The sequence below is a fragment of the Mobiluncus mulieris ATCC 35243 genome, assembly GCF_000160615.1.
GTDB lineage: Bacteria > Actinomycetota > Actinomycetes > Actinomycetales > Actinomycetaceae > Mobiluncus > Mobiluncus mulieris.
In genome coordinates this window covers 183,931-196,083 of sequence record NZ_GG668520.1, presented here as the reverse complement: position 1 = coordinate 196,083, position 12,153 = coordinate 183,931, and the positions used below count along the sequence as shown (strand labels likewise).

The 12,153-nt window shown below is 54.8% G+C and carries 8 protein-coding genes and 2 tRNA genes; 9 read left to right on the top strand and 1 reads right to left on the bottom strand.

From position 1 onward, the window contains the following. Nucleotides 1–9 precede the first annotated feature (9 nt). Nucleotides 10–474: a 50S ribosomal protein L9 gene (rplI, locus tag HMPREF0577_RS08785; protein WP_004013476.1), complete on the top strand. Its 465-nt coding sequence runs from the start codon at nt 10–12 to the stop codon at nt 472–474. Between the two features lie 845 nt (nt 475–1,319). On the opposite strand, the gene HMPREF0577_RS08780 is transcribed toward rplI, so the two are convergent. After that, the gene (locus tag HMPREF0577_RS08780) at nt 1,320–1,505 is read right to left on the bottom strand and encodes a transposase (protein WP_004015380.1); all 186 of its coding nucleotides are present in this window, start codon (nt 1,503–1,505) and stop codon (nt 1,320–1,322) included. Between the two features lie 1,575 nt (nt 1,506–3,080). Here HMPREF0577_RS08780 and HMPREF0577_RS08775 point away from each other — a divergent pair. From HMPREF0577_RS08775 to HMPREF0577_RS08735, 8 genes are all read left to right on the top strand, one after another. Then, a complete protein-coding gene (locus HMPREF0577_RS08775; RefSeq protein ID WP_004013470.1) occupies nt 3,081–3,920 on the top strand; it encodes an endonuclease domain-containing protein in 840 nt (279 codons plus the stop codon). Between the two features lie 85 nt (nt 3,921–4,005). After that, nucleotides 4,006–4,128, top strand: a complete 123-nt coding sequence (locus HMPREF0577_RS12005) for a hypothetical protein (protein ID WP_004013468.1) — start codon at nt 4,006–4,008, stop codon at nt 4,126–4,128. A 1,094-nt stretch (nt 4,129–5,222) separates the two neighbouring features. Then, nucleotides 5,223–6,413 carry a UDP-galactopyranose mutase gene (gene glf, locus HMPREF0577_RS08760; protein WP_004013464.1) on the top strand — a complete coding sequence of 397 codons (1,191 nt, stop codon included), beginning with the start codon at nt 5,223–5,225 and terminating at the stop codon, nt 6,411–6,413. Nucleotides 6,414–6,508: 95 nt separating this feature from the next. Beyond that, on the top strand, nt 6,509–7,423 hold the full coding sequence (locus tag HMPREF0577_RS08755) for a DMT family transporter (protein ID WP_004013463.1): 915 nt from the start codon (nt 6,509–6,511) through the stop codon (nt 7,421–7,423). Between the two features lie 123 nt (nt 7,424–7,546). After that, entirely contained in the window at nt 7,547–8,203 is a 657-nt protein-coding gene (locus tag HMPREF0577_RS08750; protein WP_004013462.1) for an ECF transporter S component, read from the top strand. Nucleotides 8,204–8,207: 4 nt separating this feature from the next. Then, nucleotides 8,208–11,162, top strand: coding sequence for an ATP-binding cassette domain-containing protein (locus HMPREF0577_RS08745; RefSeq protein ID WP_004013461.1), 2,955 nt, complete (start codon nt 8,208–8,210; stop codon nt 11,160–11,162). Nucleotides 11,163–11,324: 162 nt separating this feature from the next. Next, a tRNA-Ile gene (locus HMPREF0577_RS08740) sits at nt 11,325–11,398 on the top strand. A gap of 94 nt (nt 11,399–11,492) precedes the next feature. Next, nucleotides 11,493–11,565 (top strand) — tRNA-Ala (locus tag HMPREF0577_RS08735). Nucleotides 11,566–12,153 lie beyond the last annotated feature (588 nt).

Sequence of the window (12,153 nt, the reverse complement as noted above, 5' to 3'; positions counted from 1 at the left end):
AGGATTGCAATGACTCAAAACACCAAGGTTATTCTGACCCACGAAGTTGAAAAGCTCGGCGTGGCCGGGGATGTGGTTGAAGTTCGTCCCGGATACGCCCGCAACTACTTGATTCCCCGTCGCATGGCAATGCCCTGGACCAAGGGATCCCAGACGGTTATCGATCGGTTGAAGGCCTCGCTGGCTCGCCAGCAAATTGCCTCTATGGAGACTGCCCAGATGGTCAAGGCGAAGCTTACCGAGGGTGACCCGATTCTGATTGATGCCAAGGCCGGTGCGAATGGCCGCCTGTTCGGTTCCATTACCACCGACCAGATTGCGAAAGCCGCCAAGGAACAAAAGGGCGTGGAAATCGACAAGCGCAAGATTATGATTGACCAGCCGCTTAAAGCCGTGGGTACCTACCAGTTGACGGTGCGTCTGTTCGAGGAACTGAGCTCGCCGCTGGAAGTTATTATTCGCGCCGCAAAATAGGCCGGCACTGGATGTGAAAATGAGTTTCGGGGACAGCCATGCTGTCCCCGAAACGATTTAACTCTTTTTGGGGAGCATCGCCAGCTAGAAAAATGGCACCTCATGAAGCCGCAGATTGAGGGTAACTGGCACAAATATGTATGTTTTTATCGGGCGTGTTGCTGGCGGATTTTCGGGGGTGTGGCTTACTACCTAAGTGCTTATTTCGCCTCTCCTTGGCGTTTGGGCACGTCATTTGGGGCTTATAAGCCAGCGACAGGAGTGCAGTTGCTTAGGACACGCTTTTGAGAAATGTCAAGCATGGTTATGAAATAAGCAAAAATAGCTAAACAATCCCGAGTTTTCGTTGGAATACCAGACAAAAATCCCAAAATAAGACACATAATTCGGTTATTAACCCCAACCCCGACCCGCTAAGCCCAAAAAGCTTAGACACCTCGACTTTTCATTGGAATACCAGACAAAAATCCCAAAATAAGACACATAATTCGGTTATTAACCCCAACCCCGACCCGCTAAGCCCAAAAAGCTTAGACACCTCGACTTTTCATTGGAATACCAATCAAAACCTCGATTTTTAGACACACTTTTTAAGCTTTAACCCGAAATGTAGCAGTGATTTCTGAGCCTGGCGGCAATATTCGTATCCGGCTGTGACGAATTCAGGAAAAACCGCCTCAACCATGAACTAAATCGGTCAACTTATCTTGAATTTTCCTGGTTTTGTCACAAGCCCTTTCGTGTTGGCCCCAAATTTTCTTGGTTTTGTCACAAACCGGACACACTAAAGCTGTGGAGCTCGGGTGGAAACCGGATATTTAGACACGCTTTTATAGTTTTAACCCTCAAAACACGTATTTCTGCCGATTACCCAATTGATGGGCATTAACTCCGGTTTCCTGGTACTCGCGCCACCAAGACCGTAGCGAGTTAGCGGATGGGTAACCCAACTCCCTGATCACAGCGGAAACACTGTAATCGTATTTAATAAACAACTCCACAGCCACACGACGCTGCTCAACACTAAACATGAGAGACTCCTCCTCAGTCCAAATTCGGTCCAAGAATTCCACCGCAGCCCCAACGCTCAAATTAAACCTGCGCTTGACAGGTGGTAGTCGGCTTGAGCGAGATCTATGCCGCGTGCTATAGTGGCGGTTCTGGTTTAGGCTCCTTGATTTGCGGTTTTACCTGGACTTTTAGGTGTTCAGGTTTGATGAGAGTGTGCGGAATAGTCGAGGGTTTGGCCGTAAACCTAGAAGGCCTCGGGACTCCCAGTTTGGCTTGGTCGCGGCCTCAGGCTTTTTGAAGGGTAGGTGTGGTTTGGTGGTGATTTCAGGATTTTTCGGGACAGGATGGCCGATTTGGCTACAGGTGCGGCTATTATTTCCTGAAATTGCCACAATTCCCCCACCAAAACCCTGAATTATCCCGGTTTTACCACTAAAACTGCATACCGAACCGGCTTTATCCGGGGGTTTGTTACCGGGGAACACGACTGGTTGAACGAGGTTTCAGCCGGAGTTGGTGGCGAATCTGGGGTTTGTTACCGGTTTAGACCGGAGTTGGTGGCGAATCCGGGGTTTTCGGGTGTTTCGGGGTTTTCGGGTGGGGGTTGGTGGTGATTTCAGGGTTTTTCGGGACAGGATGGCCGATTTGGCTCCAGGTGTGGCTATTATTTCCTGAAATTGCCACAATTCCCCCAGCAAAACCCTAAGTTATCCCGGTTTTACCACCAAAACTGCATACCGAACCGGCTTTATCCGGGGTTTGTCACCGGGGAGGCAGCAGATCCCCGTATCTCCGACACCGGAGTTGGCGGCAAATCCAGGGTTTGTTACTGGTTCAGGCCGGAGTTGGTGGCGAATCTGGGGTTTGTTACTGGTTCAGGCTGGAGTTGGTGGCGAATCTGGGGTTTGTTACTGGTTTAGGCCGGAGTTGGCGGCGAATCCGGGGTTTGTTACTGGTTTAGGCCGGAGTTGGCGGCGAATCCGGGGTTTTCGGGGTTTTCGGGGGTTTCTGGTGGGGGTTGGTGGTGATTTCAGGATTTTTCGGGACAGGGTGGCTGATTTGGCTACAGGTGCGGCTATTATTTCCTGAAATTGCCACAATTCCCCCACCAAAACCCTGAATTATCCCGGTTTTACCACCAAAACTGCATACCGAACCGGCCTTATCCGGGGTTTGTTACCGGGGAGGCAGCAGATCCCCGTATCTCCGACACCGGAGTTGGCGGCGAATCCGGGGTTTGTTACCGGTTCAGACCAGAGTTGGTGGCGAATCCGGGGTTTTCGGGTGTTTCGGGGGTTTTCGGGTGGGGGTTGGTGGTGATTTCAGGATTTTTCGGGACAGGGTGGCCGATTTGGCTCCAGGTATGGCTATTATTTCCTGAAATTGCCACAATTCCCCCACCAAAACCCTAAATTATCCCGGTTTTACCACCAAAACTGCATACCGAACCGGCCTTATCCAGGATCCGCCACCAAAACTGCGCTCCGGCTCGGTTTTATCCTGGTTTTGTCACGCCCTCAAACTGGGCGGATGCGTTTCCACAGGAACACTTTACAAGTAACAAAAGCAATGAAAAATATGTAACAATATTAAACGTGATTAAAGATTCTTATGCGGGAATAGAAACTACGGGTTCGTTGCGGGCAAAAGGTGTGAATTGGCGCCAACTGAAGAAGCTTGTGTTCACCGGTGAGCTAAAAGAAATCCGCCGGGGATGGTACGCGTATGAACATGCCGACCCTGGGGCAATAGCGGCCATCAAGCATGGAGGACAACTGGGCTGCATCTCCGGTTGTAATGTCCACGGACTGTGGATTCCCCCGCAATATCAGAGAAGCCTTCACATATGCGTGAAAAGCTGGAGAAATGCTCAGCCGAATCTGGCTGAATCAGGGGTAATCACGCATCGAGGTGCTGATTCCAGACTGCTTTCGATACGTTCGGTGGAAGATTGTCTAGTCGATGTAATGAAACACCATGATGCCGAGACCGCGCTGGTGATGCTGGAATCAGCGGTAAATATGGGTTTGATTACTTATCGAGATGGCGAGGCTCTCATTGCTAGGCAGTCTGCGCAGAAACGAAAGTTACTGCGACATTTTGCGCCTGGAGCGGAATCCGGCAGTGAAACCCGAGTGCGCCTGTGGTTTAACCGCCGCAATCTGCCGGTGCGAACCCAAGAACGCATCCGGTCGGTGGGAAGGGTGGATTTACTGGTTGGGAAGTCTTTTATTGTGGAATGTGACAGCAGGGCGCACCATACTCAGGATGAAAATTACCACAAGGACAGGGAACGTGATTTTACTTCAGAGGAGCTTGGTTACCAGGTACTGCGTTTGAGTTACGCGCATATTTGGCGCGAATGGGATAAGACTCAGAAAAGACTAGCGGGAATAATCGAAAAACGTAAATACCGCAGAGAGCCCCAGGTTTGAGTCGGTGTCGGGGTACAGGGTACGGGTTGCGTTGTTGTGTTGTCGAGAGCCTCAGGTTTGAGTCGGTGTCGGATTCAGGGCGGGTATGGTCTACGGCTATGAGGACAATCACCGGCAATTCTCGCTGGTTGATCCGGGGTTTTCGGGGATTTTCGGGTGGGGGTTGGTGGTGATTTCAGGATTTTTCGGGACAGGGTGGCCGATTTAGCTACAGGTGCGGCTATTATTTCCTGAAATTGCCACAAATCCCCCACCAAAACCCAAAATTATCCCGGTTTTACCACTAAAACCCTGAATTATCCCGGTTTTACCACCAAAACTGCATACCGAACCGGCCTTATCCGGGGTTTGTCACCGGGGAGGCAGCAGATCCCCGTATCTCCGACACCGGAGTTGGTGGCGAATTCGGGGTTTGTTACCGGTTCAGGCTGGAGTTGGTGTCGAATCCGGGGTTTTCGGGTGTTTCGGGGGTTTTCGGGTGGGGGTTGGTGGTGATTTCAGGATTTTTCGGGACAGGGTGGCCGATTTGGCTACAGGTGTGGCTATTATTTCCTGAAATTGTCACAAATTCCCCACCAAAACCCTAAATTATCCCGGTTTTACCATCAAAACTGCATACCGAACCGGCCTTATCCGGGGTTTGTCACCGGCGGGGATTCTAAACGCCTTGATACGTTGGCCGGAGTTGGTGGCGAATCCGGGGTTTGTTACCGGTTCAGACCGGAGTTGGTGGCGAATTCGGGGTTTGTTACCGGTTCAGGCTGGAGTTGGTGGCGAATTCGGGGTTTGTTACCGGTTCAGGCTGGAGTTGGTGTCGAATCCGGGGTTTTCGGGGATTTTCGGGTGGGGGTTGGTGGTGATTTCAGGATTTTTCGGGACAGGGTGGCCGATTTGGCTACAGGTGCGGCTATTATTTCCTGAAATTGCCACAATTCCCCCACCAAAACCCTGAATTATCCCGGTTTTACCACTAAAACTGCATACCGAACCGGCCTTATCCAGGATCCGCCACCGAAACTGAGTGCCGGGTCGGGATTTTCTTGGGTTTGTCACCGAAACTGAGTACCGAACCGGCCTTATCCAGGATCCGCCACCAAAATTGCGTGCCGGGTCGGGATTATCCTGGGTTTGTCACCGAAACTACATGCCGGGCAGTTTTGTCTTGGGTTTGTCGTCGGGAGTGTGTGCCGGGTTGGATTTTCCGCGTTTTGCCTCGATTAGAGATGGCACCTCATGAAGCCGAAAACCGACGCACGGTAGCGACCAACAGCGACCAGCCACCGTGGCGGGTAGGATGAAACCATGACTGATTTACTGATTGTGGGGTCCGGACTCTTCGGACTTACTATAGCACGCGAGGTGGCTGAGGTCGGCGCAAAAGTAACCCTGATTGACCGCCGCGACCATCTGGGTGGGAATGCCTGGTCTGAACCTGACCCGGAAACCGGGATTGAAGTGCATAAATACGGCGCACATTTGTTCCACACCTCTAATGAACGCGTGTGGGAATACGTCAACCGGTTTACCACCTTTACCCCCTATGTCCACCACGTTTACACCACCGTGAAAGGCGTGGTTTACCCGATGCCGGTGAACCTGGGGACCATCAACCAGTTCTTTAACGCCGCCTATACCCCAGATGAAGCCCGAGCGTTGATTGCCTCGCAGGCGGCCGATATCGACCCCGCTCATATCGAGGATAACTTCCGCACCAAGGGGATTTCCCTGGTGGGTAAACCCCTGTTCGAGGCTTTCTTTGAAGGCTACACCGCGAAACAGTGGCAAACCGATCCCACCGAGTTACCCGCCGCGATTGTGTCGCGTTTGCCGGTGCGTTACAACTATGACAATCGTTACTTTAATGACGTTCACGAGGGGCTTCCCACCGATGGCTACGGAGCCTGGCTGACGCGCCTGGCCGACCACCCGAATATCGAGGTCAAACTGAACACGGATTTCTTCGACCCCGACAGCGCCTATTGCCAGTCCCAGACCGTGGGGCAAGTCCCGGTGGTGTATACTGGCCCGATTGACCAGTATTTCCAATACCGCGAGGGTGAACTGGGCTGGCGCACGATAGATCTGGAGCTGGAGGTCAAGCCCACCGGGGATTTCCAGGGCTGTGCGGTGATGAACTACGGGGATCGCGAGGTGCCCTTTACCCGGATTCACGAATTCCGTCATTTCCACCCCGAGCGCGCCGATTGCTATCCCCAGGATAAAACCGTGATTGCCCGGGAATACTCGCGTTTCGCCGCCCCCGGCGACGAGCCGTATTACCCGATTAACGCGGCCGCGGATCGTAAGCGCCTGGAAGCCTATCGGGTGGCGGCGGCCACCGAGCCTAATGTGTTGTTCGGGGGGCGCCTGGGGACATACAAGTACTTGGATATGCACATGGCGATTGCTTCGGCGCTGTCGCGGTTTGACAATGTGGTGGCGCCGTTCCTGGCGGGGAAACGGGAGAATATGAATTTTCTTGCGCAGGACTAGCGGAGTTTAACCGGGTAGAATAGCCAGGCAAGGCCGCAACCTGTGGCTCAGACAAGACCCATAACCGACTAATACTACAGAAAGCGAGGGGCTACGTGCAGAGCATTCCCCTGGCAATTGTCTTGCAGCTTATCGGTTCGTTTTGCTTTGCTCTGTCGGCGCGCTACCAAAACAGCGCGATTCGCCGCGAGGTGCGCCACAACCAGAACCGGCACTCGCTGAAAGGTGAACAACTGTGGGCCAGCCTGAAGAATCCACGTTGGTGGCAGGGGATGGCTTTTATGGGGGTGTCCTTGGGGTGCCAGATAACCGCACTGTTCTTTGCCCCCGTCACGGTGGTGCAGCCCGTGGGGTTGATGGCTTTCCCCTGGTCGGTGATTCTCCAGGCGCGTTTGGCGCGGCGGCGCATTGGGCGCACCGAGGCCGGGCTGGTTGCGGTGACGGTGGGGGCGACCGCGATTTTTACGGCGATAGTCTCGTTTTATGCGGCGGGTGAATCCCAGTTGACGGTGTGGAAGGTTTTCGCAGGTGCGTTGGTGATTTACCTGTTGGCGGCCAGTTTCGGGGGTTTGGGGACGCACGGACCGAAAACATGGCGATCCTTGTTCTGGGGGTCGGGCGGCGCTATGTTCTATGGGCTCGAGGCTTCCTTGGTGCGAACTTTGATTAACTTTGCGCGCCAGCACAACTGGCTGGACAACCCTTTGTTTTGGGGGATTTTGGCGTGTTTGCTGGTGGGCTCGGTGACGGCGGGCTGGATGGTGCAACAGGGTTATGCCACCGGTCAGGCCGAGATGGTGGTGGCCTCGATGACGATTACTTCGCCGGTGATAGCGGTGTGTTTCGGGATTTTCGTGCTGGGCGAGGGACAGCGTTTCAACCCCGGGGTTGGCCTGGCGGTTATGGCTTGTGGGTTTATTGCGATTGCCGGGGTGGTGGCGTTGACGCATATCAAAGCGCATCAACCCGTGGTGGTGGACACCTCTGAAATTAGGCAAGTCGTCGACTAGATTCACAAACAAGAGATTCACAGACAGGAAAACTGGTTAAATCTATATCCGGTACTTGCAAACGATAACACCTCGCAGTTAGACTAGCCTTATCTACTAGAACACTGTTATAGAAGGTCGGTTATGACTGCTGAAAATCAATCCGCAAGGACATCAGAAACAAAGGACACCACGCTACAAGCACCTCATGAAAACGACGCAAAAACCGTACGGACATCGTCACGCAAGGGACTGGCGAACTCGGTGCTGGGCACCCGCAACCTGATGACCGTGGCGGCGCTATCCGTAGTTGGACTGATAATCCTGATTCCCCTGAACTATGTCAGCGCGGGCTTGATGGCCACCCCGCAAATGATTTTGATTGCCAGCTCACTGATGGGGCTGTGGGTAATCCCCTATATGCTGCCCATCTCCGTGGTGCGCCGCCCCGGAGCCACTATGCTGGCCGCCCTGATTATGGGGATTATCTGCATTTTCTCCACCCCGTCCGGGGTGGGTGCCATTATCAATAACCTGATTGGCGGGCTGTTTATTGAAGTGCCTTTCGCGGTGATGCTCTACCGGAAGTGGACCTGGTGGGCACACCTGATTTCCGCCGGAGTCTTTGGCACCCTCAACGGACTGATGTGCCTGATGGTGCTGGTAAAAGGGATGAATATCACGATTGGGTCGGGGATTGTGGTTGCGTCGATTACCTCCGCGCTGGTCGGAGCCTTGATAGTGCTGGGGTTGACTCGCCTGCTGCAGCGCGCCGGGGTTGGCGTCGCGAACCAGGCCTAGTTTCATGAGCGCTACACCAGACCTGCGAACCAGGTCGAGTTTTGGTGTTTCTGCTGTCGGCGGGACGGGTGTTCATGAGGCGCCAGCAGGGATTTCCGGCGAAAGCGCGGAAACCGGACTGGCACCTCGTGAAACCGAAGTCACCGGAAACACCGCGCAAGTGACAGTCAAAGGGCTGTCCGTGCGCTATTTGGGGCAAGACAAATGGGTGTTGGACGAGGTCAACTTGGAGCACCTGGCTGGGCAGGTCACCGCGATAGTCGGGCCTTCGGGATGTGGAAAAACCACGCTGGTGCGCACGATTTGCGGGTTGATTCCACACTGTTTGCCATCGGAATACGTCGGGAGCGTGCGCGTGAACGGGACGGAGATTGCCGATGCCAGTGTACAGTTCCTGGCCGAAAACGTGGCCTATGTGGGACAAAACCCCGATGCGGCCGTGATAACCCGCAGTGTGCATGATGACATTGCGTTTCCGCTGCAAAACCTGTGCGTGCCGGTAGAGGAAATCGAGGCGCGGGTGGTCGAAGCCACGCGCCTGGTGGGGTTGACAGACCGACTGTGGGACGACCCGTGGATTTTGTCCGGGGGTGGGCGCCAGCGGCTGGCGATAGCGGCGGCCGCAGTGACGCGCCCGAAGTTGCTAGTACTGGACGAACCGACCTCGACGATTGATACCCAAGGGCGCGTGGAGTTTTATGATTTGGTGGCCAGGCTTGTTTCGGACGGTACTGGGGTCGTGTTGATAGACCATGACCTCGACCCGGTGTTGCCGATATGTGACCAGGTTATTGCCTTGGATAGTGGCGGGCGGATTATTGCCGCCGGCAGTCCGCGCGAAGTATTCTTTGGGCATTCTGCGGCGTTGGCGGAGTGCGGGATTTGGCTGCCGCGCGCGGTGCGGTTTGGGGCGAATCCTCGTTGCGCCAAGCCCGGTGGCGGCGGTGGTGGCGACGGTGGTGGCGGCGCGGCGGCTCGCGATGCGCACACGTGCGGGACAGAAGTGGGGCGTGTGGCAGCGGCGGAGCCGCATGAGCCACACGCTAAACGGCGTAGGCGATTAAGCAACAGCGACGATTCGCTGTTGCCGCCGGAGCACCAAAATAAAACCCCTCAGTCCCGCACTCGTGTTGCGCATTCGCTTCGCCCCCGCTCGGACGAGGGGGAAGCTCCCCCGCTGACGTGTGCAGAGGCGGGCATTGAGTTGCCGCAGTTGAGTGACCTGTGCGACGAACAGGTCAGCTATTGGCGGAAAACTACTGCCGAGGACGGCACCGAAACCTGGGAACGAGAAAGCGGAAAAGAAGAATGGAACGCGGCTGCGGGCGCGGGCAAAAGCGAACGGAATCGCGGCGGTGACCAGGGCGAGGCGTTGGTGTGGCTCGAAGATTTCGAGGTGCCGGGGAGATCGCCGGCGATTGACCTAGAGTTGCACGGCGGGGAATTTGTGGCGATAGTCGGGCCCAACGGGTCGGGGAAAACCTCGATTTTGTCGGCGCTGGCGGGGCTGGTGCGCTTCCGCGCGACCCGCGCCCAGATTGCCGGCAAACCCCCGGCACGTGGCCGCCACCGCGTGGGATACGTGTTCCAAAACCCGGAACACCAGATGGTCGCATCCACGGTGGAACGCGAACTCGCGGTCGGGGGAACCAGCCCGGAAACCGTCGCTGAACTGCTGGAAAACTTCCATCTGACCCAGGTACGCGCCCAGCATCCCCTGACACTTTCCGGTGGGCAATTGCGCCGACTCTCGGTCGCCACGATGGTGGCTGAAAAACGCCAGGTCATCGTCTTGGACGAACCGACCTATGGCCAAGATTGGGCAAATACCTGTGAACTGATGGATTTCATCCAACAGTTGCGCGCCGATGGGCGGGTGGTGCTGATGGCGACTCATGACCTGGAACTGGCCTTGGCAAACTGCACCCACCTGGTGGCTCTGCCCCAATCCGCATCTATCACCACGTCCGCAAGGGAAACCCCCGACGCAACCTCATCGGTTGCCCCGACTGCTCCCACCATCGCTGCCCCGGCCGCCCCGGCCGCCTTGGCGCAATCCGGTCGGGATGTGGATTCAGGCGAATCGGTGATTTCACGTCAGCCCCTCATGAACCAGGGGAAAACCAACCATCCACACAACGACAAACCCCAACCGAACCACCTTGAGGCAAGAGACTTTAACGTTGCCCCAGTAGCTACCTTTACGACAGTTACCGCGCTAGCGTCGGTTACGCCGCGTCCGCGAAAACGCGCGGGGCTGTTTACCGGTTTGAACCCGGTGACATTGTTTGTCGCGCTGTTGCCGCTGATGGTGATGATATTCGTGTTGCAAAACCTGCGTTTTAACCTGGTTTTGCTGGCACTGGGATCTCTGGCATGTTTGGCGGCGCGCGCCGGGTGGGGACGCACAGCACTGTGTGTGCTGTTGCCGTGGGTAGTCTCTGGATTGTTGCTGTTTAGTCTGTCGCGGGCCGGCGCGGTGGAAGGCATCTCGAAGGTGTATTCGATTCATGATGCGCCCAGTGCCGCCACCGGGGTGGGTGCCCTATTGGGGTTGGTATTGGTGTCGGGGATTGCCACCGACCCGCAGGATTTGTTGATAACGCTCAGTACTACGTTCAAGGTGCCCTACCGTGTGACTTCGGCGGGGACGGCGGCGGTGGCGTTTGTGGCGCGTTTTACCCAGGATTTTCGCCTGTTGCGGGTGGCGAAGGCGCTGCGCGGGATTGGAAAACGCTTCGGCCCCTTGGGGTCGGTGCAGCGGTGGGTAGCTTCCCTGGTTCCGCTGATGATTTTGGCGGTGCAACACGGCGAGCGAGTGGCATTGTCGATGGATTCGCGTGGGTTTGGGGCGCGGCCGCAGCGTACCGAGTTGCACCAGGTGCGTTGGCGGGTTCGTGACTGGGTACTGATGGTTTTGCTGTGGGGAATTTGCGTTCCGCTGTGGGTTTGGTTGTAGTGCTGGCAGAAATCAAGGATTTTTTGGGGGTGAGGCTCTGTATATTTGAGTCTCACCCCCAATTTTTCCTGAATTTCTGCCAGGCTTTGTTTCCTGGAGCGCTGGTCGAAATCTGAATTTGCATGTAACCGCAGCTTTCGGTTACTATTTTTACGTGCCTACGGGCCTGTAGCTCAGTTGGTTAGAGCGCAGTCCTGATAAGACTGAGGTCGCTGGTTCGAGCCCAGCCAGGCCCACACTGTGGTGGGGCAGTTCGCCCGAGGCTGCGGGAGTCGCTACCGCGCGGTGTCTTGGTATCGCAAGTTTTCTGCCGGTTCGGCGGGTTCATGAGGGGCTATAGCGCAGCTGGTAGCGCATCTGCTTTGCAAGCAGAGGGTCAGGGGTTCGAGTCCCCTTAGCTCCACAGGTGGCGTAAACTCTAGGTCAGAGCCTTTTAGGCTTGCGAAATTTGGGTTTAAATCACGGTAAATCGCCTAAGTTTATCTATGGAAGCGTGCGAGGCATAGCGAAGGACGCGCCGAGTTTCTCACATGTAAAGTGGTTTTACGCTCCAGAACAAGATGTAAGAAATACGAGTTTTTCTTTACATGTTGCCGGGTTGGGACAGCGGCAGAGCGAAGTGGAGTGGTTTTCAGGTTTGGCTTATAAATTTCAGCAAAATCTCAGAAATCTAGGGAAATGTACGATAACCAGTGTGGATACTCATATTTTACACTTAATTTACTCTCAAAAAATCCCGGATTGGAACATACATTTCCAGGGTTAAAACCTGGTAAAACCCTGGAAACGTCCCTCAATTAGTGTGTTTTTTACATGAAATTCTTGGCTTTACCTAAAGGTACCCCGAAGATAACCGAAGTAATTATGGATGTAGGTAAGCTTGTCAGTACATGTCCTAAAGTAATCTAGGAATTACCTGAATGCTCTGATAAACTTACCAGGTGTATAGACAGGAGAGCTGTCAGACTTTAAGGCTCGATTGCCGGACAGT

Coding starts and splice junctions, on each gene's coding strand:
- HMPREF0577_RS08750 (WP_004013462.1), top strand. CDS start 7,547: ATGACTGCTGAAAATCAATCCGCAAGGACATCAGAAACAAAGGACACC.
- glf (WP_004013464.1), top strand. CDS start 5,223: ATGACTGATTTACTGATTGTGGGGTCCGGACTCTTCGGACTTACTATA.
- HMPREF0577_RS08745 (WP_004013461.1), top strand. CDS start 8,208: ATGAGCGCTACACCAGACCTGCGAACCAGGTCGAGTTTTGGTGTTTCT.
- HMPREF0577_RS12005 (WP_004013468.1), top strand. CDS start 4,006: ATGGTCTACGGCTATGAGGACAATCACCGGCAATTCTCGCTGGTTGAT.
- rplI (WP_004013476.1), top strand. CDS start 10: ATGACTCAAAACACCAAGGTTATTCTGACCCACGAAGTTGAAAAGCTC.
- HMPREF0577_RS08780 (WP_004015380.1), bottom strand. CDS start 1,505: ATGTTTAGTGTTGAGCAGCGTCGTGTGGCTGTGGAGTTGTTTATTAAA.